23 protein-coding genes (1 of these 23 only partly in view) are annotated in these 24,525 nt (G+C 62.2%); 9 read left to right on the top strand and 14 right to left on the bottom strand.

Translation table 11 applies throughout. From position 1 onward, the window contains the following. The 8 genes from msrP to mrcB form a co-directional block, all read right to left on the bottom strand. Window positions 1-272: the beginning of a protein-methionine-sulfoxide reductase catalytic subunit MsrP gene (gene msrP, locus VXM67_RS05805; protein ID WP_023378664.1), read on the bottom strand. The gene continues 742 nt to the left of window position 1, outside the view; the window shows 272 of its 1,014 coding nt (coding positions 1-272); its start codon is at window positions 270-272; its stop codon lies off the left edge, out of view. A 79-nt stretch (window positions 273-351) separates the two neighbouring features. Next, window positions 352-1,203: a CDP-diacylglycerol--serine O-phosphatidyltransferase gene (gene pssA / locus VXM67_RS05800; RefSeq protein WP_003250045.1), complete on the bottom strand. Its 852-nt coding sequence runs from the start codon at window positions 1,201-1,203 to the stop codon at window positions 352-354. Window positions 1,204-1,353: 150 nt separating this feature from the next. After that, window positions 1,354-2,370: a ketol-acid reductoisomerase gene (ilvC, locus tag VXM67_RS05795; RefSeq protein ID WP_023378663.1), complete on the bottom strand. Its 1,017-nt coding sequence runs from the start codon at window positions 2,368-2,370 to the stop codon at window positions 1,354-1,356. Window positions 2,371-2,426: 56 nt separating this feature from the next. Further along, the gene (gene ilvN, locus VXM67_RS05790; protein WP_003250040.1) at window positions 2,427-2,918 is read right to left on the bottom strand and encodes an acetolactate synthase small subunit; all 492 of its coding nucleotides are present in this window, start codon (window positions 2,916-2,918) and stop codon (window positions 2,427-2,429) included. A 1-nt stretch (window position 2,919) separates the two neighbouring features. After that, window positions 2,920-4,644: an acetolactate synthase 3 large subunit gene (locus VXM67_RS05785; protein ID WP_023378662.1), complete on the bottom strand. Its 1,725-nt coding sequence runs from the start codon at window positions 4,642-4,644 to the stop codon at window positions 2,920-2,922. Window positions 4,645-5,051: 407 nt separating this feature from the next. Beyond that, on the bottom strand, window positions 5,052-5,384 hold the full coding sequence (locus VXM67_RS05780; protein WP_023378661.1) for a YqcC family protein: 333 nt from the start codon (window positions 5,382-5,384) through the stop codon (window positions 5,052-5,054). Next, complete coding sequence (locus VXM67_RS05775) at window positions 5,384-6,154, bottom strand: tetratricopeptide repeat protein (RefSeq protein ID WP_027908030.1); 771 nt, start codon at window positions 6,152-6,154, stop codon at window positions 5,384-5,386. Before VXM67_RS05775 ends, VXM67_RS05780 begins: the two co-directional genes overlap by 1 nt. Window positions 6,155-6,169: 15 nt before the next feature. Continuing rightward, window positions 6,170-8,491: a penicillin-binding protein 1B gene (mrcB, locus tag VXM67_RS05770; protein WP_023378659.1), complete on the bottom strand. Its 2,322-nt coding sequence runs from the start codon at window positions 8,489-8,491 to the stop codon at window positions 6,170-6,172. A gap of 116 nt (window positions 8,492-8,607) precedes the next feature. On the opposite strand from mrcB, the gene VXM67_RS05765 reads away from it, so the two are divergent. The 3 genes from VXM67_RS05765 (at window position 8,608) to VXM67_RS05755 (ending at window position 11,049) form a co-directional block, all read left to right on the top strand. Beyond that, the gene (locus VXM67_RS05765; RefSeq protein WP_027908029.1) at window positions 8,608-10,170 is read left to right on the top strand and encodes a bifunctional aminoglycoside phosphotransferase/ATP-binding protein; all 1,563 of its coding nucleotides are present in this window, start codon (window positions 8,608-8,610) and stop codon (window positions 10,168-10,170) included. A 98-nt stretch (window positions 10,171-10,268) separates the two neighbouring features. After that, window positions 10,269-10,616, top strand: a complete 348-nt coding sequence (locus VXM67_RS05760) for a pentapeptide repeat-containing protein (RefSeq protein ID WP_023378657.1) — start codon at window positions 10,269-10,271, stop codon at window positions 10,614-10,616. A gap of 154 nt (window positions 10,617-10,770) precedes the next feature. Further along, on the top strand, window positions 10,771-11,049 hold the full coding sequence (locus tag VXM67_RS05755; protein ID WP_023378656.1) for a TfoX/Sxy family protein: 279 nt from the start codon (window positions 10,771-10,773) through the stop codon (window positions 11,047-11,049). A gap of 193 nt (window positions 11,050-11,242) precedes the next feature. Here VXM67_RS05755 and VXM67_RS05750 read toward each other — a convergent pair whose 3' ends face one another. Genes VXM67_RS05750 through VXM67_RS05735 form a run of 4 tightly spaced genes read right to left on the bottom strand, consistent with a single transcriptional unit; the run spans window position 11,243 to window position 14,828 of the window. After that, the gene (locus VXM67_RS05750) at window positions 11,243-12,130 is read right to left on the bottom strand and encodes a ChaN family lipoprotein (protein ID WP_023378655.1); all 888 of its coding nucleotides are present in this window, start codon (window positions 12,128-12,130) and stop codon (window positions 11,243-11,245) included. Between the two features lie 12 nt (window positions 12,131-12,142). Continuing rightward, window positions 12,143-12,910: a heme ABC transporter ATP-binding protein gene (locus tag VXM67_RS05745; protein ID WP_104882179.1), complete on the bottom strand. Its 768-nt coding sequence runs from the start codon at window positions 12,908-12,910 to the stop codon at window positions 12,143-12,145. After that, window positions 12,910-13,893 (bottom strand): iron chelate uptake ABC transporter family permease subunit, encoded by a 984-nt coding sequence (locus tag VXM67_RS05740; RefSeq protein WP_177429858.1) that lies wholly within the window; start codon window positions 13,891-13,893, stop codon window positions 12,910-12,912. The genes VXM67_RS05745 and VXM67_RS05740 overlap by 1 nt, the downstream gene beginning before the upstream one ends. Window positions 13,894-13,943: 50 nt before the next feature. After that, window positions 13,944-14,828: a hemin ABC transporter substrate-binding protein gene (locus VXM67_RS05735; protein ID WP_367237553.1), complete on the bottom strand. Its 885-nt coding sequence runs from the start codon at window positions 14,826-14,828 to the stop codon at window positions 13,944-13,946. A gap of 149 nt (window positions 14,829-14,977) precedes the next feature. Here VXM67_RS05735 and VXM67_RS05730 point away from each other — a divergent pair, with 149 nt between their 5' ends. Continuing rightward, a complete protein-coding gene (locus VXM67_RS05730; RefSeq protein ID WP_023378651.1) occupies window positions 14,978-15,295 on the top strand; it encodes a Rieske (2Fe-2S) protein in 318 nt (105 codons plus the stop codon). Here the strand turns inward: VXM67_RS05730 and sfsA are convergent. Further along, window positions 15,285-15,998: a DNA/RNA nuclease SfsA gene (sfsA, locus tag VXM67_RS05725; protein ID WP_023378650.1), complete on the bottom strand. Its 714-nt coding sequence runs from the start codon at window positions 15,996-15,998 to the stop codon at window positions 15,285-15,287. The genes VXM67_RS05730 and sfsA overlap by 11 nt on opposite strands. Next, window positions 15,998-17,170 carry a pyridoxal phosphate-dependent aminotransferase gene (locus tag VXM67_RS05720; RefSeq protein ID WP_023378649.1) on the bottom strand — a complete coding sequence of 391 codons (1,173 nt, stop codon included), beginning with the start codon at window positions 17,168-17,170 and terminating at the stop codon, window positions 15,998-16,000. Before VXM67_RS05720 ends, sfsA begins: the two co-directional genes overlap by 1 nt. 210 nt (window positions 17,171-17,380) lie before the next feature. On the opposite strand from VXM67_RS05720, the gene dksA reads away from it, so the two are divergent. From dksA to VXM67_RS05695, 5 genes are all read left to right on the top strand, one after another. Continuing rightward, on the top strand, window positions 17,381-17,824 hold the full coding sequence (dksA, locus tag VXM67_RS05715) for an RNA polymerase-binding protein DksA (RefSeq protein WP_023378647.1): 444 nt from the start codon (window positions 17,381-17,383) through the stop codon (window positions 17,822-17,824). Between the two features lie 65 nt (window positions 17,825-17,889). After that, entirely contained in the window at window positions 17,890-18,777 is an 888-nt protein-coding gene (gluQRS, locus tag VXM67_RS05710) for a tRNA glutamyl-Q(34) synthetase GluQRS (protein ID WP_104882182.1), read from the top strand. Between the two features lie 138 nt (window positions 18,778-18,915). Next, window positions 18,916-19,092: a hypothetical protein gene (locus tag VXM67_RS05705; RefSeq protein ID WP_003250005.1), complete on the top strand. Its 177-nt coding sequence runs from the start codon at window positions 18,916-18,918 to the stop codon at window positions 19,090-19,092. Then, window positions 19,076-22,051, top strand: a complete 2,976-nt coding sequence (locus VXM67_RS05700) for an ATP-binding protein (protein ID WP_367237552.1) — start codon at window positions 19,076-19,078, stop codon at window positions 22,049-22,051. Before VXM67_RS05705 ends, VXM67_RS05700 begins: the two co-directional genes overlap by 17 nt. 4 nt (window positions 22,052-22,055) lie before the next feature. Further along, window positions 22,056-23,504 (top strand): sigma-54 dependent transcriptional regulator, encoded by a 1,449-nt coding sequence (locus VXM67_RS05695; protein WP_023378644.1) that lies wholly within the window; start codon window positions 22,056-22,058, stop codon window positions 23,502-23,504. The last annotated feature ends 1,021 nt before the right edge of the window (window positions 23,505-24,525 follow it).

Raw genomic sequence — 24,525 nt, 5'->3', positions numbered from 1 at the left:
GTCGCATCCTTGAAGGGCGTGATCGCCTCATCTTTGACCGTTACCGCCTGCCAGCGTGTAGCTGCAAGCTTCTCGGTGAACCAAGCCGGTGCGGCGCCGGCCTGCACATCGGCATAACGCGAGGCTTCAACCGCGCTGGCCCGGCCCGGCAATGCGCCCAGGGCGAGGCCAGCCAGGGAGCCACCCAGCAGGGTTCGACGGGAAAGGTATACGCCTTCGGGGGTGATCTCCGATGCCTTGCACTCGGAAGACTTGGGAAGCTTGATGAGCATGGTCGGCTCCATAGCACTGGATAGCGGATGTTCCAGTAAGACTATGGAGCCGGAGGGTTATTCCACCATTAAAAGAATGTCACGCTTTACGACGGCGCGCTTTCAACAGGAACTGGATTGGCCCCGAAGCCGCGTAAGCGAGGAAGATCAGCAGCAGGATGCGTGGCGGGTCGCTGAACACCACGGCGAACACCAGCACCACAGCAAGGATCGCCACGAACGGAACGCGTCCCTTGAGGTCCAGCTCCTTGAAGCTGTTGTACTTGATGTTGCTGACCATCAGCATGCCGGCAGCGGCTACCAGCAGCGCGACCAGAAACGACAGTTTCGAGCCCTGGATGCCGTAGTCGCTGAAAGCCCATACGGTACCGGCGACCACTCCGGCGGCAGCCGGACTGGCCAGGCCGATGAAGTAGCGTTTGTCAGCAGTGCCCACCTGGGTATTGAAACGCGCCAGGCGCAGCGCGGCGCCAGCGACGTAGATGAATGCGACCATCCAGCCGACCTTGCCCATGTCGCCCAGCGCCCAGCCGAACGCCAGCAACGCGGGTGCCACGCCAAAGGCAACCATGTCCGACAGCGAGTCGTACTCGGCGCCGAAGGCACTCTGGGTATTGGTCATGCGTGCCACTCGGCCATCGAGACCGTCAAGCACCATGGCAACGAAGATGGCGATGGCGGCAAAGGCAAAATACTTGCTCGCCTCCCGCGGGTCACCGGCACTGAGGGCGCTCTGTGCGCTCATCGAACTGATGATGGAATAGAAACCCGCGAACAGGTTGGCGGTGGTAAACAGGTTAGGCAACAGATAGATGCCGCGATGGCGCACCTTGCGCCCTTCGGCGTCATGCCCTTCTTCAACGTGCTCATCGACAGGTAGCAGGCTTTCGGCGTCGGAGGGCTTGTTCGGCTCTTCGGGACGTTCGCTCATGGAGGGTACCTTGCAACAGGATGGAAAATGTTCGACACGGGCCTGCAAAACAGGTTCTTACAGCAAGCCACTGGTCTGCTTTATACCAGAAGCTGACTGTCGGAACGAAAAAACGCGGCCGAAGCCGCGTTTTTCATCTTTCGATAAGACTTAGTTCTTGGTCTTGTCGACGATCTTGTTAGCCGAGATCCAAGGCATCATCGAGCGCAGTTGCTCACCGATGATCTCGATGCCGTGGGCAGCGTTGTTACGACGCTTGGCGGTCATCGATGGGTAGTTGGTGGCGCCCTCGGAGATGAACATCTTCGCGTATTCGCCGTCCTGGATGCGCTTCAGAGCGTTGCGCATGGCCTTGCGGGATTCTTCGTTGATGACTTCTGGGCCGGTGACGTACTCACCGTACTCGGCGTTGTTGGAGATCGAGTAGTTCATGTTGGCGATGCCGCCTTCGTACATGAGGTCAACGATCAGTTTCAGCTCGTGCAGGCACTCGAAGTAGGCCATTTCCGGCGCGTAGCCAGCTTCGACCAGGGTTTCGAAACCGGCTTTGACCAGTTCGACGGTACCGCCACACAGAACAGCCTGCTCACCGAACAGGTCGGTCTCGGTCTCGTCCTTGAAGGTGGTTTCGATGATGCCGGTACGGCCGCCACCAACGCCCGAAGCGTAGGACAGGGCAACGTTCTTGGCATTGCCGGAGGCGTCCTGGTAGATAGCGATCAGGTCAGGGATACCGCCGCCTTTGACGAACTCGGAACGAACGGTGTGGCCCGGAGCCTTCGGCGCGATCATGATCACGTCCAGGTCGGCACGAGGAACGACTTGGTTGTAGTGGATCGAGAAGCCGTGGGAGAAGGCCAGGGTGGCGCCCTTCTTGATGTTCGGTTCGATCTCGTTCTTGTACAGCTGGCCCTGGAACTCGTCCGGAGTCAGGATCATGACCAGGTCGGCAGCAGCGACGGCAGAGGCAACGTCGGTCACTTTCAGGCCATGGGCTTCTGCCTTGGCAACGGTGGCCGAACCTTTACGCAGACCGATGGTGACATCCACACCGGAGTCTTTCAGGTTGCACGCCTGAGCGTGGCCCTGGGAGCCGTAACCGATGATGGCGACTTTCTTACCCTGAATGATGGAAAGGTCGCAGTCTTTGTCGTAGAAAACTTTCATGGAAATACCCCTGGTTATATCTCGGCCCCCTGCGGAGCCATCGCTAATTTTTGAATTTAGATGCTGAGCACTTTGTCGCCACGGGCAATGCCGGTGACGCCACTGCGCACGGTTTCGAGAATCGATGCAGTGCCGATCGCCTGGATGAAGCTGTCCAGTTTGTCGCTGGTACCGCTCAGTTGCACGGTGTACACGCTGGCGGTGACGTCGACGATCTGGCCACGGAAGATATCCGTGGTGCGCTTGATCTCGGCGCGCTGGGCACCGGTGGCCTTGACCTTGACCAACATCAGCTCGCGCTCGATGTGAGCACTTTCCGACAGGTCGACCAATTTGACCACTTCGACCAGCTTGTTCAGGTTCTTGGTGATCTGTTCGATCACTTCGTCATGGCCAACGGTGGTCAGCGTCAGACGCGACAGGGTCGGGTCTTCGGTCGGCGCCACGGTCAGGCTTTCAATGTTGTAGTTGCGCTGGGAGAACAGGCCGACCACACGGGACAACGCACCGGGTTCGTTTTCCAGCAGCAGGGAGATGATGTGCCGCATATCAGGTACGCTCCGTCTTGCTCAGCCACATGTCACGCATCGAGCCATCCTTGATCTGCATCGGATAGACGTGCTCGGTACGGTCAACCGCGATGTCGATGAACACCAGGCGGTCCTTCATCGCGAAGGCTTCCTCCAGCTTCGGCTTGAGGTCCTTCAGGCTGGTGATGCGGATGCCCACATGGCCATAGGCCTCAGCCAGCTTGATGAAGTCAGGCAGCGACTCGACGTACGAATGCGAGTGACGACCGTTGTAGGACATGTCCTGCCATTGGCGGACCATGCCCAACACGCCGTTGTTCAGGTTGACGATCTTCACCGGCAGGCCGTACTGCATGCAGGTGGACAGTTCCTGAATGTTCATCTGGATACTGCCCTCGCCAGTGACGCAGGCCACGTCCTGATCCGGGAAGTTCAGCTTGATGCCCATGGCCGCCGGGAAACCGAAGCCCATGGTGCCAAGGCCACCAGAGTTGATCCAACGGTTCGGCTTGTTGAAGCGGTAGTACTGCGCCGCGAACATCTGGTGCTGACCTACGTCGGAGGTGACGAAGGCGTCGCCATGGGTCACTTCGCAGAGGGTCTCGATCACGGTCTGTGGCTTGATGACGCTGCCGTCGCCCTTGTCGTAAGGGAACAGGCCACGGTCACCGCGCCATTCGTCGATCTGCTTCCACCAGGCATCCAACGCGGCCTTGTCAGGCTGCTCGCCGATTTCCTTGAGGATGGTGAGCATTTCGCTCAGCACGCTGTCGACTGGCCCCACGATCGGTACGTCAGCCTTGATCATCTTGGAGATCGACGCAGGGTCGATGTCGATGTGGATGATCTTGGCGTTGGGGCAGAACTTGGCCGGGCCATTGACCACACGGTCGTCGAAACGCGCACCAACCGCCAGGATCACGTCGGCATTGTGCATGGCCATGTTGGCGGTGAAGCTGCCGTGCATACCGAGCATGCCAAGGAACTGGCGATCGGTGCCCGGGAAGCCACCCAGCCCCATCAGGGTATTGGTGACAGGCAGGTTCAGCGACTTGGCGATTTCGGTCAGGGCTTCGGAGCCACCACCGAGGATGACGCCGCCACCGGAGTACACGATCGGGCGCTTGGCGGCGAGGATCATCTCGGCTGCCTTGCGGATCTGACCGGAGTGGCCGCGTACGGCTGGGCTGTAGGAGCGCAGCTTGACCTTTTTCGGGTAGACGTATTCGAACTTCTCGGCCGGGTTGGTCATATCTTTTGGAATGTCGACCACGACCGGGCCAGGACGGCCGGATTGCGCCAGGTAGAACGCTTTTTTCAGGACTTCAGGGATTTCCGAGGCATGCTTGACCATGAAGCTGTGCTTCACGATAGGCCGCGAGATCCCGATCATGTCGGTTTCCTGGAAGGCATCGGTACCCACCATGGTGCTAGGCACCTGGCCGGACAGGATGACCATCGGAATCGAGTCCATGTAGGCGGTGGCAATACCGGTAATGGCATTGGTCGCACCCGGGCCGGAAGTCACCAGCACCACACCGGCCTTGCCGGTGGCACGGGCGTAGCCGTCCGCCATATGGGTAGCAGCCTGCTCGTGACGAACCAGGATGTGCTCGACTTCCGGTTCCTTGAACAGTGCATCGTAAACATGAAGGAGAGCACCACCAGGGTACCCGTAGATGTGCTTAACGCCTTCGTCACGCAAGAAGCGGACGACCATCTCAGCGCCAGATAAAAGCTCCACGTTGTTCACCTCTAAAACGCCAGAATACCGCCCACATGGACGGGTCTTAATAGGTTTACTGCCAAGCAGAGCATGAGCGAACGTCAGCACTGACTGAGCAAGTATTGGGAGCTCCCCAGAGTGTTGCGGGGGTTTCCCACCCAGCGCGAGGTAACGCGTTGCGGGGTGTAACAGGTCGGCGCGGGTGTGCGCCTCATGATCTGCTTAGCGGGTCTGCTTCTGGCAGTCCCTCTACAGCGGAATCTGGATTCTTGTGATTTGGCGGCTACAAGTCAAGAAAAATTATTGCCAATTTTTCCTCAAGATGAATTCCTGCCACCACTAAAAACCGCCTCAGCAGCAGAAAAAATAAGATTTCCATAAAAAAGGGCCACAATCTGCGGCCCTTGAAGGAAAAAAAGAAGAAATCAGGCGGAAGGAGCGATCAATTGATCGAAAGCTGCCAAAAGGCGCCGCAGCTCACGACTTTGCTCCGGACGATCGACAAAGACGGTTTCGGCCATGACCAGGATGCCCGAGGCGTTGGGCAGCGGTTGGCCCCGCTCGATGATAAGCCTCATGCGGGGCAGGAAGATCCACTGCAGCCACTGCTCGAAGCTCAGCGTATCGACCGCAAATGGCACCGTGCTGGCCAGCGCCTGCTTGCTCGGCGAGGCGTCGCTCCACCAGCCTTGCACCTGCAGCTCACGCTCGATGAGCAGCAGGTGATCGGCGATGTCCAGGATCCGTTGTTCGACCATCAGGAGCTGACCCGAGCCTTTTGCCGCGCCAGTGCGGCACCGGCGCTATCGCCTTGCTTTTCGCGTGCCTGGGCGATGGTGTTCCACAGCTCGGCCTGCAGGCTCGGGCGGCCGTTGGCATAGCTCAGGCCACGACGCGCCAGTTGTTCGGCCTGAGCGGCATCCCCTTGGGACAAGCGTACCTGGGCCAGGCGGAACAGCACTTGCGGCTCGCGCGGGGCGATGCGCTGGGCACGCTCCAGGCTGGAAGCCGCGCCATTGAAGTCGCCACTGCCTTGCTGCTGCTGGGCGGTGGTGAGCAATGCCAGCACCGGGCCGTCCAACTGCTCATCGGCCGACAGGCCACCCGAGGCACCGCTGCGTGGAATACCGGTCGGGGCGCTGGTGGCGCTCGAACCGCCACTCATCGACGCGATGTCGAACGGCTCGTCGGCGATCGGATTAGGGTTGGTCGTGATCGGTGTGGTGCTGATTGGCGCAGTGCTGATCGGCGCCGCCCCGGTCGCGGCCGGGAACGTCTGGATTGGCGCGGAACCCGCGCCCTGTGGAATGACCACGGTCACCCCGGAGTCCTCGGGCAGCGTCTGTGCCTGAGAGGTGCCACCGCTCATGCCAACCGCCGAACGGTTGGCAGTGATGCGCTCGCTGTTGGACACGCGTGTGCTCGAGTCGACGACCGGGATATTGCCCCGCGGAACGCTGGAGCACCCCTGGAGCACAACCAGTGCCGTCACGGCAGGAAACCACCACTTTTTCACTTCACACCTCATCAATGCAGCCAGTGCTTAATTCATCCAGCCCTTGACCCAGTCCATGACCGACTCAACCGGATCCTGCTCACCGCCACAGGTCGCACCCGCGGGCGGTTCGCTCCCGCGAATATACGGCATCTGCACGGCTCCCGGACAGCTGCCATCGGAACCTTGCCCGCTGTACGGATCGATCCAGGCCTGCACTACATTGTCCGGCTGCGGCATGTCCAACGGCAGCGGGTCGGCCTTGCGCATGAAGCTGGTCCATACCTGCAGGGCACCGGTGGCGCCAGTGAACGGTGTCTTGCCGTTATCGTCGCGGCCCAGCCAGACCACGGCCAGCAGGTCCTGGCTGAAGCCGGAGAACCAGCTGTCGCGCGAATCGTTACTGGTCCCGGTCTTGCCTGCCAGGGTCAGCGAACTTGGCAGCACGCTGTACACCGAACGACCGGTACCTTCACGCATCACTCGCTGCATGGCGTTCTGCACCAGGTAGATCGAGCCCGGATCGAAAGTCTGCTGGATCTGGAACGGGTAGCGCTTGAGCGGCTCGCCTTCGGCCGTCAGCACGCTGCGAATACCGCGCATCGGGGTATTGAAGCCACCATTGGCGATGGTCTGGTACATGGTCGCGACCTGCATCGGCGACATCCCACCGGCGCCCAGCAGCATCGATGGGAAGGCTGGCCAATCGACATTCACGCCCAGCCGCCCAATGGTCTTGATGACGTTCGGGACCCCCACTTCCAAGCCGATCTTGGCGGTCGACAGGTTGTAGGAGTTGGCCAGCCCCTGATACAGGTAGATGGTGCCATGGGGGCGGCGGTCGTAGTTCTGCGGACGCCATACCTGGCCGTCAGCGCCCTTGACCGAAAACGGCTCATCCTGCACGCGGCTGGTCAGGGTGTACTTGGTCGGTTGCTCCAGCGCGGTCAGGTAGACCGCTGGCTTGACCAGCGAACCAATCGGACGCACCGCATCGATGGCGCGGTTGAAGCCGGCGAAGCCCGACTGGCGGCTGCCGATCAGCGCCTGCACCTCACCGGTTTCCGGGTTGGTCACAACCATTGCCGACTCCACCTCATCAGCGCCCTTGCGCCCGGCCAGGCGCTTGAACGTCTCGCTCATGGCGCTCTCGGCCTTCATCTGCAGGATCGGGTCGAAGCTGGTGAAGATTCGCAGGCCTTCTTCGGTCAAGTCCTCATCGCGGTAGTCCTGACGCAGCTGACGCTTGACCAGGTCGAGGAAGGCCGGGAACGAGCTGTCGGCCAGGCTGCCACGCTTGGTCACGCCCAAGGGCATTTTCTTGGCCGCTTCGGCGACTTCCTTGCTCACCACGTTCTGCTCGGCCAGCAGGTCGAGCACCAGGTTACGGCGAGTCAGCGCACGCTCCGGGTAACGGCGCGGGTTGTAGTAGGACGGCCCCTTGACCATACCCACCAGCAAGGCGACCTGATGCAGCTTGAGTTCCGACAGCGGCTGGCTGAAGAAGAACTGGCTGGCCAGGCCGAAGCCATGCACGGCACGTTGACCGTCCTGGCCAACGAACACTTCGTTGAGGTAGGCCTCGAGAATTTCGCGCTTGTCGTAATGCAGCTCCAGCAGCACGGCCATCATCGCTTCGGTGAGCTTGCGGCTGAGACTGCGCTCGCTGGTCAGGTAGAAGTTCTTCACCAACTGCTGCGTCAGGGTACTGCCGCCCTGGCGCATGGAGCCGGATGACGTGTTGACCCACATGGCGCGGGCAATCGACTTGGGCGATACGCCGAAGTGGCTGTAGAAGTCGCGGTCTTCCACCGCCACCAAGGTTTCGAGCAGGTACGGCGGCACCTGGTCGATCTTGATCAGAATGCGGTCTTCGAGGTTCTTCGGATAGATACCGCCGATCATCAAAGGCTCCAGGCGCACCACATCGAGCTTGCCGCCGTTGGCGCCGGAGAGCCCCGCAACATAGTCACCGGAGAAACGCACGCGCACGAACTGGGCCGGCTCCATGCCCTCGTAGAACTGGAAGCCACGGGTATTGAGGTCGACGTTGTTACCATTGACCGCGGCCGCACCTGGGCCGTTGGCGGCGCTCTCGCGCCGATAGCCGAGCGCATCGAGTTCGGTGAGGAAGTCGTTCTTGCTCAGTTTCTGTCCGACGAACAGCTCCAGCGGCCGGGCATACACCTTGGCCGGGATGGTCCAGCGCTTGCCAGAGAACTTCTCCTGGACGACGGCATCGAGGTAAACCGCGAAGCCGGCGACGATCACAAGGCCAACCAGGCTGAGCTTCAAAGCCCAGCCCAGCCAGGCGCGGGAGCGGCCGGTCGGGCGTTTCTGAGGGGTGCGGGGGGATCGAGTTCGAGTCATGACGGCGGATTATACGCACTTTGTAAAGGCTGGGCAGACGCCCTCTGGCGGTATGCAGGGACGGCACCATTGACCATAATGGCGCATTCGAATTCCCTGCCCCGGAAGGATTTCTCGTGAGCCAAGCCTTGATCAACGCCTTGCAGAACCCAGCCCTCTACCCTCACCCGGTGGATGGCTTCCAACTCATCGAGACGCATATCTCCTGGGTTCTGCTCACCGGCGAGTACGCCTACAAGGTCAAGAAACCGATGAACTTCGGCTTTCTCGACTTCACCAGCCTGGATAAGCGCCAGCATTTCTGTAACGAAGAGTTGCGTCTGAACCAGCGCCTGACCGACGGTCTCTACCTTGAGGTCCTGCCGATCACCGGTACTGCCGAGGCACCGCAAATCGGCGGCGAGGGCGAGGCTATCGAATACGTCCTGAAAATGCGCCAGTTCCCCCAGGGCCAAATGCTCAACACGCTGCAGGCCAACGGTGAACTGAATGCTGGCCATATCGACCAGATGGCCCGACAGATCGCCGAGTTCCACCTGCAGGCGCCAAAAGTGCCGGTCGACCACCCGCTGGGCACCCCGGACAGCGTCATGGCGCCGGTGGAGCAGAACTTCGAGCAGATCCGTCCGTTCCTCACCGACAAGGCCGACCTGCAACAACTGGACAACCTGCAAGCCTGGGCCCACAGCAGCTTCGAGCGCCTGCACAGCCTGTTGGAGCAACGCAAGGCCAAAGGCTTCATCCGTGAGTGCCATGGCGACATCCACCTGGGCAATGCCACCCTGATCGACGGCAAGGTGGTGATCTTCGACTGCATCGAGTTCAACGAGCCCTTCCGCCTGACCGATGTCTACGCCGACGTCGGCTTCCTGGCCATGGACCTGGAAGACCGTGGCCTCAAGTGTCTGTCGCGCCGCTTCATCAGCCAGTACCTGGAGCTCACCGGCGACTACGAGGGCCTGGAGCTGCTCAACTTCTACAAGGCCTATCGTGCCCTGGTACGCGCCAAGGTTGCGCTGTTCAGCCTGCCGGCAGACGCCGACGGCGTACAACGCGCCACCACCCTGCGTACCTACCGTAACTACGCCAACCTGGCGGAAAGCTACAGCGCCATCCCCTCGCGCCTTCTGGCCATCACCCACGGTGTTTCGGCCGTGGGCAAAAGCCATGTCGCCATGCGCATGGTCGAAGCCCTGGGGGCCATCCGCGTGCGTTCGGACGTAGAGCGCAAACGCCTGTTCGGTGAGCAGCAAGCGGCAAACGCCGGGCAGCAGAACACCGGCATCTACGACCAGAACGCCAGCGCCGCCACCTACCAGCGCCTGCACGAGCTGGCGGCGACCATCCTGCGCGCCGGGTTCCCGGTAGTGCTCGATGCCACCTACCTCAAACGCGCACAGCGCCAGTCAGCGGCGGAAGTCGCCAATCACACCGGCGTGCCTTTCCTGATCCTCGACTGCCACGCCCCTGAGGCCGTCATCGCCAGCTGGCTGGAGCAGCGCCAAGCAGAAAACAGCGACCCTTCGGATGCCACCCTGGAGGTGATCAAGGCGCAGCAGGCCAGCCGTGAGCCTCTGGACGAGGAGGAACTCAAACACAGCACCCGCGTCGACACCCAGGACAGCGCCAGCATGAACCAGGTGATCGATCAGGTTCGCCAGCGTTTGCCAGGCCTCTGAGCCTAAAGGCGTGAAGCAGTCGACACTTCACGCCTGAAGTTCGGCGCCTCCACAGTGATGGCATTACAATATCATCACAATCATAAGGAGGCGCCGTCATGAACCAGCCCCGTCAACTGGACAATGCCCTGTACGCATTGGTCCGCGACGAGAACATCAGCGCATTCAATCGTGAAAGACCCGCCGTGGGGCTGATCGACTTTCGCGGCGGCGACTTCCGTGGCCTGGACCTGCGTGAGCTGGATGCGCGTGGCATCGACTTCACCGACGCGTACTTCCGCGCTGCCGACTTGCGCGGGCTGGACCTGCGTGACAATGGTCTGGAAGGGGCGAGCATCGCCCATGCCCAGATCTCCGGCACGTACTTCCCGCCGGAGCTGAGCGCGGACGAAATCCTCATGTCAGCCAAGTTCGGCACGCGCATGCGCTATCGACCGAAAGCCTGAATCATGGCTGGGGCTGCCCGACAGCCCCACCTCTCGGGCATCTCGTCGGCCCCGATGGCAAAAGGCCGCGCATTTGCGAACCCCCGCTACACTCCTTTCTGACCTGCTCGCGATTTATCCCCCAAGACCCGTTCAGCCATCGCAAGGAGGCTAGATGAACGATGAATTGCAGCATCTGAAGAATCTTGGCAAGACCTCTGCGCAGTGGTTGCACGCGGCGGGTATACACAGTGCGTCGGACCTGCGTCGTCTCGGTGCCGTGGGTGCGTACCAAGCCGTCAAAACGCGGGGATTCCGGGCATCGAAGGTGCTGTTGTACGCCATTGAAGGCGCGCTCCTGGACATGCACTGGAACGATTTGCCGGCCGAACGCAAGGAAGCACTCAACCAACAACTGGATGCGAAATGCCTTACGCAAAAAAATGCGAAATGAACGCACAAAGGGGATTGACGATTAAATGAGAATCGTTATGATTATCACAACTGGTCGCGAGACTGGTTGGATAAGCTGAAAGCCCCTGGTTCGGACTCTCAGATTATCTCCTCATCAGGCTAATCACGGTTATTGACCCGGCAGTTTTGCCGGGTCTTTTTTTGCCTGGATGCTGACCGGCGCGCCGAAATCGTTACTGACGCAGCGTCGCGCAGTAATCCTGCTCGGGCAGGGCGGCGGTGTACCACACGTAATCGGCCATGCCAGCTTCCACAGTCTGACCCACCTCGGCCAAGATCAACACCTTGGTCTCCCCTTTCGCCTCCAGGTCGGCCAAATGCAGTGGCACGCCCAGGTCCTTGCGCGCGTGATAGGCCCCGGTCAGCAACATTGCAGGCTGCGGCGCATCGTTGAGTCGTTCGGCGATTCGCCGGTCACGCTGCTGCTGAACGGCCAGCATCGCCGGCAGTTGGCTTTCCGGCAACAGACCACAGTGTCCTTCCCGTACCTGCTTGAGCAATGCCGCTTTCACTGCCGGGCTGTTGGAGCGTGTGCCGGGCAATGGCGGCGGCTGGCGATAGGCCTGACGCATCTGCTCGGGTGAAAGGTTGGCCGCCAGCAAGGGGACATGCCCCTGCAAGGCCTCCCGCACGATCGGCCCATACAATGGCCAATCCCAGCCGTCATCCCAGGCCAGAGCCTTGGGCAGGTCCTGAGGCAACTGGGCTTGCTGCTGCACGGCATCGACCTGGGACTGCTGGTCCGGTTGCAGCATCTCCATCAACAGGCTGCCCTGGGGGCGCTGGGTCTGCACGGCACGCAGCAACCATAGCTGCAGGGCATGGTGGTCAGGGTTGTCATGCTTCTCGCCCACAATCACTCGTGGCGCATCGGCCAGGCGCCGGACCAGTTGCTCAGGGCTGATCGACTGACCGCTGGTAAGGTCGCGAATCTGCCCCAACCGCGCACTGTCACGCCCTTCACTGCTTTGCCAGGCCGGTAGCGTCGGCAAGCTCGCCTGGCACCCGCCCAAGGCCAGCCCCAGACCCAGCGAAACAGCAGACAGCCATGGATGACGCATGCACAGAGCCTCCTAGCGAGTGATGATCAACGGGTGGCCACGCTCTGGGTGCTCCTGCACCAGAACATCGATGCCAAATACCGCCTTGAGCGCCCGAGGCGTCAAGACCGCCTGCGGCTCAGCAAGCGCATGACAGCGCCCCTGCTCCAGCAGCAGGATGCGATCACAGTAACGCGCCGCCAGGTTCAGGTCATGCAGGATCACCAGCACCGCCGCACCACGGTCGGCAAAGCTTCGCACAACCTGCAACGTGGTGTGCTGGTGCAGAGGGTCGAGCATCGAGGTTGGTTCGTCGAGCAGCAACGTGGCCCCCACTTCGCCTGGCCATAGCTGGGCCAGGACCCGCGCCAGGTGAACCCGCTGACGCTCGCCGCCGGACAGCGCCAGGTAGCTGCGCTCGACCAGATGCCAGGCATCCGCTGCCTGCAACGCCGCCTCGACGATCTCTCGATCACGTTGCCGGCCGGTGTCATGAGGCAGACGCCCCATGCCGACCACCTCGTCCACACGAAAGGCGAACCCCAGGCTGGACACCTGTGGCAGCACCGCCAGGCGTCGTGCCCGCGCCTGCCCTGGCCAGTCGGCCAATGCCCGCCCCTGCAACCTCACCTGGCCCTCGCTGGGCGCCAGCTCGCCGCACAGCACACCCAACAGACTGCTTTTGCCCGCACCGTTCGGACCGAGCACGCCCAGCACCTGGCCTGGCTGCAACTGAAGGTGGAGGCCGTGCAGCACCTCGTTGCTTCCCCGCCGCAAGTGCAGGCCCTCGACTGAAAGCATCAGTTGCGCCCCCGTACCAGCAAGAACAGAAAGAACGGCGCACCAATGAACGCGGTAACAATCCCAATCGGCAACTCGGCTGGGGCCAGGGCCAGGCGCGCAACCAAATCGGCAAACAACAGCAGCGCGCCGCCTGCCAGCAGCGAGGCCGGCAGCAATACCCGATGATCCGGGCCAGCCAGCAGCCGCACCCAGTGCGGCACCACCAGACCGACGAAGCCGATCAGGCCGGCTGCCGCCACCGCCGAACCTACGCCCAGCGCCGTGCAAAGCACCAGTTCGCGCTTGAGCCGCTCCACATCGACTCCCAGGTGACGGGCCTCCGATTCACCCAGCAGCAAGGCATTTAGCGCCTGCGCCCGACGCGGCAGCCAGATCGCCACGGCCAGCGTGACCAGAAGCACTGGCCATGAACGCTCGTAACTGGCGCCATTGAGGCTGCCCAGGTTCCAGAATGTCAGTGTACGCAGCGTGGCGTCATCGGCCAGATAGGTGAACAACCCCACCGCCGAGCCGCCTAAAGCGGTCATGGCGATGCCGGCCAGGAGCATGGTGGCGACATGGGTCTGGCCATCGCGCCGGCCCAGGCGATACACCAGCGCGGTCACACCGAGCCCACCGACGAATGCACAAGCCGACAGCAGGTACGGTGCCAGCGCTTCTGGCAAACCTCCAAGCCAGCTCCCCGCCACGATCGCCACTGCCGCGCCAAGCGCCGCGCCGCTCGCCACGCCCACCAGCCCCGGGTCAGCCAACGGGTTACGAAACAGCGCTTGCATGGCAACCCCGGACAGCGCCAGCACCGCTCCGACGGCAAGGCCTAGCAAGGTGCGCGGAACGCGGATCTGGCCAAGAATCATCTGCGCCTGCTCGAGGCCATCACCTCCAACGGGCAGCCCGAGCAAGCGCAGCCCCGCGCGCAGGGTATCGAACAATGGCAGGCTGACCGGCCCTAGTGCCAGCGACAGCCAGACCGCCAGCAGACACAGAAGGCCCAAACCCAGGCACACGCTGCGCGGCGCGATTCGCTGCTTCATTGAGTGGGACGTGCCTTGGCATTGGGATAGAAGCTTTCCGCCAACCCTTGCAGGGTGGCCGGCAAGCGTGGGCCAAGGCCACCCACCAACAGGGTCGGGTCCAGCGCAACCAGGCGCTGCTCACGCACCGCGCGTGATACGGCCAGTGCCGGGTTTTCCTTGAGCAATGCTTGCAAGGCCTGCTCGCCCACAAGGGCACGGTCGGAGAACACCACGACATCCGGGTCCAGCGCAGCCAACGCTTCGACGGAGAAATGCTTGTAGCCTGGGTGTTCGGCGAGGTTACGCCCACCAGCCTGACGCACTACCCAATCGCCCGCCGTGCCTTGCCCGGCAATCAACGGTTTGGCTCCCGCATGGCCGACCAGCAGCAATACGCCCGGCGCCTTCTGGCCTGCCTGGGCCTGTCTGACCCTTGCCGATAGCGCTTCCAGTTGCTGGTGGTAGCCCGCAGCCAGCTCCGAAGCCTTCTGCTGCACCCCCAACAATTTGCCCAGCTGCTTGAGGTTTTCATCCACGGCAGTCAGCTCGGCCTTGCTGGACAACAGCTCGACCTGCACACCGGCCTTGCGAATCTGCGCCAACACCGGCGGCGGCCCCATTTCCTCGGTCCCAACCAGTACATCCGGGCGCAAACTGAGAATGCCCTCGGCCGACAGCTGCCGTTGATACCCGATGCTTGGTAATGCCTTCAGCGACTCAGGATGCTGGCTGGTGGTATCGACACCAACCAGCCGCTGCTCGCCACCCAGCAGGCTGATCCATTCGCTCAGGGAGCCCCCAGCACTGACCCAGCGTTGCGGCGAGTCGGTGGCCAGGGCCTGGGTTGAAAGCACCAGGCCCACGCACAGGGCGACATGGGCAGCGATACGGCGCATCATCGGATTCCTCCTGAAGGCAGGCCACGCGCCTTGTGGCGGGCGGCGGAACTGCGCACCATAGGCAGGCAGGCGCAGCGAGCGGCTGCAATTTGATAATTATTCGCATTAAAGCGTCAAGCCAGACGTTGCCACCTGGAACACCCCCTGCCATGCACTTCCTTTGTACTTCCCACGGGCTGCCCGAGGGCCATAGCCGCGCCTTCAGCGTAGACGGCACCGCGGTGTTCGGCGTACGTCGCCGAGGCCAGGTGTACCTGTACCGCAACCGTTGCCCCCACCGCGGTATTGCGTTGAACTGGGCAGAGGACAGCTTTCTCGATGACAGCGCCAGCCTGATCCACTGCGCCCATCACGGCGCCCTGTTCCTGATCGAAAGTGGCGAATGCGTGGCCGGCCCCTGCGAGGGCGAGGCGTTGGAGGCCCTGGACTGCCGTGAGGATAGCCAGGGCATCTGGCTTACCGGTTGAGCAGCACCGGCAAAGGGCGGTCGATGACGATCTGACCGGCGTCCAGGCGAGCGCCGTAGGCCAGCACTTCTACGCCATCCGCCACGGCCGCGCGCAGGGCCTGGCTGTAGGCCGCATCGATCTCTTCGGCAGGGCGCACAGCGTCCACACCGGTCAGGTTGACGCAGTACAGCTGCACCGCACGAATACCTTGCCGGGCCAGGGCCGCCAATTCGCGTAAGTGCTTGGCACCGCGCTGGGTCACCGCATCGGGGAAGGCGGCGACCGAGGAGTCCGGGTAACCCAGGGTCACGCTCTTGACCTCGACATAAGCCGGGCCATCGGCGAACTCCAGGCGAAAATCCACACGGCTACGTTCTTCGCCGTACGCCACCTCGCGCTTGAGTCCGGTGAAACCTGCCAACTCACGGATGACACCTGCGTGCAACGCTTCTTCGACCAATGCATTGGCCCGACCGGTGTTCACGCAGGCCAGGCGCCCCTGAGGCGTTTCGCTGATTTCCCAGGTTCCAGGCAACTTGCGCTTGGGGTCGTTGGAGCGGCTGAACCAGACCTGACCACCTTCAAGCATGCAATTGAGCATGGAACCGGTGTTGGGGCAATGGATGGTCAGCTGCTCGCCGCTGGCCAGTTCGATATCGGCCAGAAAGCGTTTGTAGCGACGCAGCAGGCGCCCCTGTTCGAGTGCGGGTGAAAAGCGCATCAGCCTTGCCAGCTCCGCAGGCCACGGGCAATGCGCTGTACCGCCTCCTCCAGGCGCGGCAAGCTCTGGGTATAGGCAAAACGCACATGATGACCGGCCAGGTGGCGGCCAAAGTCCAGACCTGGGGTAAAGGCCAGGTGTTCGGTTTCGAGGAAATGCCGGCAAAACGCAAAGGCATCGCCGCCAAATGCGCTGATATCGGCATAAAGATAGAACGCGCCCTGAGGCTCGACGGCGATCCCGAAGCCCAGCTCGCGCAGCGCCGGCAACAGGAAATCGCGACGGCGGGCGAACTCTGCGCGGCGCTCTTCGAGAATCGACAAGGTCTCGGGCTGGAAGCATGCCAACGCGGCGTGCTGGGCCATGCTCGGTGCGCTGATATAGAGGTTCTGCGCCAGTTTCTCCAAGTCGGCCACGGCACTGGGCGGTGCCACCAGCCAACCCAGGCGCCATCCGGTCATGCCGAAATACTTGGAAAAACTATTAAGGACAAAGGCCTCATCATCGACTTCCAGCACGCTCGCAGCGTCCATGCCATAGGTGAGGCCGTGGTAGATCTCGTCCACCACCAGGTGACCATGGTGCTCACGGGTGGCCCTGGACAGGCTGGCCAACTGGTCACGGCTGAGCACCGTGCCGGTCGGGTTGGCTGGCGAAGCGACCAGGGCGCCAACGGTGTCCTTGTCCCAGTGGCGCTCGACCAGATCGGCCGTCAGTTGGTAGTTGACGTCCGGCCCCACCGGGACCAGTTGGGCGCCGCCTTCGACCAGGCGCAAGAAATGTCGATTGCAGGGGTAGCCTGGGTCGGCCAGCAACCAGTGCTTGCCGGGGTCCACCAACAGACTGCTGGCCAGCAACAGCGCGCCCGATCCGCCAGGGGTGATCAAAATGCGCTGCGGGTCGATCGTCACGCCATAACGCTGCTGGTAGAAGCCGGCGATCGCCTCGCGCAAGGCCGGCAAGCCACGGGCCGCGGTGTATCGGGTATGACCTGCCGCCAGCGCCGCCTGGCCCGCCGCGACGATGGGTGCAGCGGTGGTGAAATCTGGCTCGCCGATTTCAAGGTGGATCACATCGTGCCCAGCCGCCTGCAACTCGTTGGCCCGCGCCAGCAGTGCCATGACATGGAAGGGTTCGATGGCGCGACTGCGCGCACTGTGGGTGTGGGCCATGACCTTCTCTCAATTGGGTCTAAACTGTGGATTCTACCTCTGCGCGGCACCGAACGTACGACTTGCGCCGCTGTCAACCACTAGAATCGGGCGGGGTAGCGCACCCCCGATCTATCTGGTAAGTTCGGCGGCTCGCAGTCGCAGGGCCGGCGGGTGCCGGAGATGGAGCAGCCTGCGCATTGGATCAGATGAGTGAGAGGCGGTCTATTCATGTCCACCGTAGAAAAGCACAAAGCCCAGACCATGTACGGTGTCGAGCCCTACGTAGAAAAGCAGGGCGAAGAGTACATGGGCGAGCCCATGAAAAAGCACTTCACCAAGCTTCTCGGTGCCTGGAAACAGGAACTGATGAACAGTGTGGACCGCACCGTGGATCACATGAAGGACGAAGCTGCCAACTTCCCCGACCCGGCTGACCGCGCCAGCCAGGAAGAAGAATTCGCCCTTGAGCTGCGCAACCGCGATCGCGAGCGCAAGCTGATCAAGAAGATCGACAAGACCCTCGACAAGATCAAGGCCGACGAATACGGCTGGTGCGAATCGTGCGGCATCGAGATCGGCCTGCGTCGCCTGGAAGCCCGTCCCACCGCCGACCTGTGCTTCGATTGCAAGGAAATCGCGGAGAAGAAGGAAAAGACGGTCGGCAAAGGCTGACTCTTTTCCCATTCGAACGGGGCGCACCATGCGCCCCGTTTTCATTTTTACGACCTGTACGGCCCATGAAAGACTCCCGCTATATCGGACGTTTCGCCCCCACTCCCAGCGGCTTCCTGCACTTCGGCTCGCTGGTCGCCGCCCTCGCCTCCTGGCTCGACGCCCGCGCGGTCGATGGCCGCTGGCTGGTACGCATGGAAGACACCGACCCGCCCCGGGAAATGCCCGGGGCCCGCGACGCGATCCTGCAGACCCTAGAGCGCTACGGCCTGGAGTGGGATGGCGAAGTGGTCTACCAGAGCCAGCGCCACGACGCCTACGCCGCGGTGGTCGACCGCCTGTTCAGCATGGGCCTGGCCTACGCCTGTACCTGTTCGCGCAAGCAGCTGGAGGGCTACAACGGCATCTACCCAGGCTTTTGCCGTAACGCCGGGCATGCCCGAGAAGGCGCAGCGATCCGGCTACGGGTGCCTGAGTTGATCTACCGCTTTACAGACCGGGTGCAGGGCGAGTTCCAGCAACACCTGGGGCGTGAAGTGGGCGATTTCGTGATCCAGCGGCGTGATGGGCTGTATGCGTATCAACTGGCGGTGGTGCTGGATGATGCCTGGCAGGGTGTTACCGACATCGTGCGCGGGGCGGACCTGCTCGACAACACCCCACGCCAGTTGTACCTGCAGGAACTGCTGGGCCTTTCGCAGCCGCGTTACCTGCATATTCCGCTCATCGTGCAGCCGGATGGACACAAGCTGGGCAAGTCCTATCGCTCGCCGCCGCTGCAGGCGGAACAGGCGACGCCTTTGCTGCTGCGCGCGCTGCGGGCCTTGGGGCAGGCAGCAGAGCCGGAGTTGCTGCTGGCAACACCGGCTGAAGTCCTTGCGGTAGCCCGCAAGCAGTGGCGGCCAGAGGCGATTGCCCGGCAGGCCACTGTTGCAGAGGCAGACTTGCACTGACGCAGGCCCGGCCTCTCGAAAACAAAAGCCCAATAAATTCAAACTCTTGGCGAACCCCATGGATTCCCGCTAGCATCGCCCCAGCCATTTGCGCCAATAATAAGTCCAAGCCCGCAGCGCCCAACCATCGAGGCCAGCATGTACATCTATCGTTTGGTCCTGCTTCTGGTCGTGGGGATCTACCTGTTCTCCCCGGCCATCATGGACTGGTGGATCGAACCGACCGGAGCCTGGTACCGCCCCTACCTGCTCTGGCTGATCCTGATCGTCGTCACCTTCATCCTGCAGAGCCAACGAGATGCCGATGAGCTTTAGCCTGACCCAGATGATCCTGATCAGCGCCGCGTACCTTCTGGTGCTGTTCGGCGTGGCCTGGATCAGCGAGCGAGGGCTGATTCCCCGCTCCATCATCCGTCACCCCCTGACCTACACGCTGTCGCTGGGGGTATACGCCAGCGCGTGGGCCTTCTATGGGTCGGTTGGCCTGGCCTACCAGTATGGCTATGGCTTCCTGGCGTGTTACCTGGGGGTCTCAGGCGCGTTCCTGCTCGCGCCGGTGCTGCTCTACCCGATCCTGAAGATCACCCGGACCTACCAGCTTTCCTCGCTGGCAGACCTGCTGGCGTTTCGCTTTCGCAGCACCTGGGCCGGTGCGCTGACGACGGTGATCATGCTGATCGGCGTGTTGCCGTTGCTGGCCCTGCAGATCCAGGCGGTCGCAGACTCGATCAGCATTCTCACCGGAGAACCGGTCAAGGCGCGGGTGGCGTTCGCCTTCTGCGTGCTGATTATCCTGTTCACCATTTTCTTTGGCTCACGTCATATCGCCACGCGCGAAAAACACGAAGGTCTGGTCTTCGCCATCGCCTTCGAATCGGTGATCAAACTGCTGGCCCTGGGCGGTATCGGACTGTATGCCCTGTATGGCGTGTTCGGCGGCCCTCACCAGCTAGAGGTGTGGCTGCTGCAGAACCAGACCGCCCTGGCGGCGTTGCATACCCCGCTGCAGGAAGGGCCATGGCGCACCCTGCTGCTGGTGTTCTTCGCCTCGGCTATCGTCATGCCACACATGTACCACATGGCCTTCACCGAGAACCTCAACCCGCGCTCGCTGGTCAGCGCCAGCTGGGGCCTGCCACTGTTCCTGCTGTTGATGAGCCTGGCGGTGCCCCTGGTGCTCTGGGCCGGCTTGCGCCTGGGCGCCAGCACCAACCCCGAGTATTTCACCCTGGGCCTGGGAATAGCTGCCGGCAATCCGGCTCTGGCCTTGCTCGCCTACGTCGGCGGGTTGTCGGCCGCCAGCGGACTGATCATAGTCACCACCCTGGCGCTATCGGGCATGGCGCTCAACCATCTGGTGCTGCCGCTGTACCAGCCCCCCGCCGAGGGCAACATCTACCGCTGGCTGAAATGGACCCGACGCGCACTGATCGTCGCCATCATCACCGCCGGCTTCATGTTCTACCTCACCCAGAACAACCACCAAAGCCTGGCCAACCTCGGCATCGTCGCCTTCGTTGCCACCTTGCAGTTCCTGCCCGGCGTGCTGTCGGTGCTGTACTGGCCGACCGCCAACCGCCGTGGCTTCATCGCCGGCCTGCTGGCGGGCACCCTGGTGTGGATGGTAACGATGCTGTTGCCGTTGCTGGGCAACCTGCAGGGCTTCTACATTCCGCTGCTGGACATGATCTACGTGCTGGACGACACCAGCTGGCACATGGCGGCCATTGCCTCGCTGGCGGCCAACGTGCTGTTGTTCACCCTGATCTCGCTGTTCACCAACGCCGGCACCGAAGAAGCCAGCGCCGCCGAGGCCTGCGCGGTGGACAACGTACGCCGCCCGCAACGTCGTGAGCTGCATGCCGCCTCGCCCCAGGAGTTCGCCACCCAGCTGGCCAAGCCATTGGGCGCCAAGGCTGCGCAGAAGGAAGTCGAGCAGGCGCTACGCGATCTCTACCTGCCCTTCGACGAGCGCCGCCCCTACGCCCTGCGCCGCCTGCGCGACCGCATCGAGGCGAACTTGTCCGGCCTGATGGGGCCAAGCGTTGCCCAGGACATGGTCGAGACCTTCTTGCCCTACAAGTCCGGCAACGAGAACTATGTCACCGAAGACATCCACTTCATCGAAAGCCGTCTGGAAGACTACCACTCGCGCCTGACCGGCCTGGCCGCCGAGCTCGATGCCCTGCGCCGTTACCACCGCCAAACCCTGCAAGAGCTGCCCATGGGCGTATGCTCGCTGGCCAAGGACCAGGAAATCCTGATGTGGAACAAGGCCATGGAAGAACTCACCGGCATTGCCGCCAAGCACGTGGTGGGCTCGCGCCTGGTCACCATCAGCGAACCCTGGCGCGGCCTGTTGCAAGGCTTCATCAATGTGCCCGACGAGCACCTGCACAAGCAGCGCCTGGCCCTGGACGGTCAACCCCGCTGGCTGAACCTGCACAAGGCGGCCATCGACGAGCCACTGGCACCAGGCAACAGCGGCCTGGTGCTGCTGGTCGAGGACCTCACCGAGACCCAGGCCCTGGAAGACAAACTGGTGCATTCCGAACGCCTGGCCAGCATTGGCCGTCTGGCCGCCGGTGTAGCCCACGAGATCGGCAACCCGATCACCGGCATCGCCTGCCTGGCGCAGAACCTGCGTGAAGAGCGCGAGGGTGACGGCGAGATCATCGAGCTGTCCAGCCAGATCCTGGAGCAGACCAAGCGAGTGTCGCGCATCGTCCAGTCGCTGATGAGCTTCGCCCACGCCGGCGGCAGCCACCAGAACAGCGAAGAGCCGGTGTGCCTGGCAGAGGTGGCCCAGGACGCCATTGGTCTGCTGGCGTTGAACCGGCGCAACTTCGAAGTACAGTTCTTCAACCTCTGCGACCCCGACCACTGGGCGGAGGGCGACCCGCAGCGACTGGCTCAGGTGCTGATCAACCTGCTCTCCAACGCCCGCGATGCCTCGCCACCTGGCAGCGCCGTTCGTGTGCGCAGCGAGGCCAACGAGCACACGGTCGACCTGATCGTGGAGGATGAAGGCAGCGGCATTCCCAAGAACATCATGGACCGCCTGTTCGAACCGTTCTTCACCACCAAGGACCCTGGCGAGGGAACCGGACTGGGGCTCGCTCTGGTCTATTCCATCGTGGAGGAGCATTATGGGCAAATCACCATCGACAGCCCGGCCGACATCGAACGGCAACGTGGCACCCGGATCCGCGTGACCCTGCCCCGGCATGTCGTAGCGACGTCCCCTGAAATTCGAGACCGTCGAGAGAATTGAATCAATGCCGCACATTCTGATCGTCGAAGACGAAACCATCATCCGCTCGGCCCTGCGTCGTCTGCTGGAGCGGAACCAGTACCAGGTCAGCGAAGCCGGCTCGGTACAGGAAGCACAGGAACGCTTCAGCATTGCCACCTTCGACCTGATCGTCAGCGACCTGCGCCTGCCCGGTGCACCCGGTACCGAGCTGATCAAGCTCGGCCAGGGCACACCGGTGCTGATCATGACCAGCTATGCCAGCCTGCGCTCGGCAGTAGATTCGATGAAAATGGGCGCGGTGGACTACATCGCCAAACCGTTCGACCACGACGAGATGCTCCAGGCGGTCGCGCGCATTCTGCGTGACCGGCAGAACGCACCTGTCGTGGCCCCAGTCACCGCCGAACCGCGCCCCAATGGCAAGGCACCGCTGGCCGACAAAGGCAGCATGGCACCGGCCAATGGTGAAATCGGCATCATCGGGTCCTGCCCGCCGATGCAGGACATGTTCAGCAAGATCCGCAAGGTCGCGCCCACCGATTCCAACGTACTTATCCAGGGCGAGTCGGGCACCGGCAAGGAGCTGGTCGCTCGCGCCTTGCACAATCTGTCGCGCCGCGCCAAGGCACCGATGATTTCGGTCAACTGCGCGGCCATTCCCGAGACCCTGATCGAATCCGAACTGTTCGGCCACGAAAAAGGCGCCTTCACCGGTGCCAGCGCGGGGCGTGCGGGGTTGGTGGAAGCAGCCGACGGCGGCACCCTGTTCCTCGACGAGATCGGCGAACTGCCGCTGGAGGCCCAGGCACGCCTGCTGCGTGTGCTGCAGGAAGGCGAGATTCGCCGGGTGGGTTCGGTTCAGTCGCAGAAAGTTGATGTGCGGCTGATCGCTGCAACGCACCGGGACCTGAAGAACCTGGCCAAGGCCGGGCAATTCCGTGAAGACCTTTATTACCGCCTGCATGTCATTGCCCTGAAATTGCCGGCCCTGCGTGAGCGCGGCAGTGACGTCAACGAAATCGCCAACGCCTTCCTGGCTCGCCAGAGTGCGCGCATTGGCCGTGACGACCTGCGTTTCTCGGCAGAGGCCGAGCAAGCGATCCGTCACTACAGCTGGCCAGGTAACGTGCGCGAGCTGGAGAACGCCGTGGAGCGTGCAGTCATTCTGAGCGAAAGCCCGGAAATTTCTGCCGAACTGCTGGGCATCGATATCGAGTTGAGCGACCTGGACGACGATATTCTCGACGACACCCCGATCATCGCGGGTAGCAACGCCAACAATGCCAGCCATGAGCCCACCGAGGATCTGTCACTGGAGGACTATTTCCAGCACTTCGTCCTCGAGCACCAGGACCACATGACCGAAACCGAGCTTGCGCGCAAGCTGGGCGTAAGCCGCAAGTGCCTGTGGGAGCGCCGCCAGCGCCTGGGCATTCCTCGTCGCAAGAGCAACGCCACCAGCGATAATTGAGGCTGGGGACGGCGCGCTGCCCGATTTTCAGGGGCCTGTGAGACCGAGCGCCGCGCAGGCGGCGCTCGGTCCCACAGGCGCCAAACCTGCTACGTCAGGCCCTTGCGGACTGTAAACCTCCCAGGTAACACCTCCCCCGAGCTTGCGCGCAAGCTGGGCGTAAGCCGCAAGTGCCTGTGGGAGCGCCACCAGCGCCTGGGCATTCCTCGTCGCAAGAGCAACGCCACCAGCGATAATTGAGGCTGGGGACGGCGCGCTGCCCGATTTTCAGGGGCCTGTGAGACCGAGCGCCGCCTGCGCGGAGCATCGCGAGCAAAGCTCGCTCCTACAGGTCGCGCGCCCATCCCGCAGGGATGATTGGCCCGAAACAAACGTAGGAGCGAGCCTTGCTCGCGATGCGCCGCGCAGGCGGCGCTCGGTCCCACAGGCGCCAAACCTGCTACGTCAGGCCCTTGCGGACTGTAAACCTCCCAGGTAACACCTCCCCACCCCAACAATCTGTTACCCAGGCTCTCCCCGCGTAACAGTTCCCGAGGTGTACGGTAACGAAATTTCTACATTTCCCGCCCGCCCGCTTCCGCCAAATCTCGCCAAGCCATTGATTTTATTGTGTTTTCAAAAGTTGGCACGGCACCTGCTATATCTTTGGCACAAGAACAATAACAAGCACTGCAACTCAGAATAAGAACAAGACGAAACGGCTCACGCACAATAAAAACAAGACGGCGGAGGCGCAGCTAACTGATTCTTTTGGAGAGGATGCGTGTTTGGGGCTTGCCCCACGACCAGGCAGAGAACAACAAAAACTGCACTAAAAAGCAGCGCCTGAACTGGTTGGATCGATAGATCAACGTGACATCAGCGACCAAAGCAATCCGTTTGCTCTTAACCCCTGGATTGGGGGTCGTCCACAAGCTTTGAGATTTGTGGACAGGGCACTCAACAAAAACAAGAAGCCCAGCAGAAGAACAATAAGAGCACGCAACGACTTCTTGGGGAGCTTAGGCTCCCCTTGTCGTTT

Source organism: Pseudomonas sp. Rh2 (genome assembly GCF_040762985.1).
Taxonomy (GTDB): Bacteria; Pseudomonadota; Gammaproteobacteria; order Pseudomonadales; family Pseudomonadaceae; genus Aquipseudomonas; species Aquipseudomonas taiwanensis.
The sequence above is the reverse complement of the archived record's forward strand: the minus strand, read 5'-3'. Positions and strand labels throughout refer to the sequence as shown.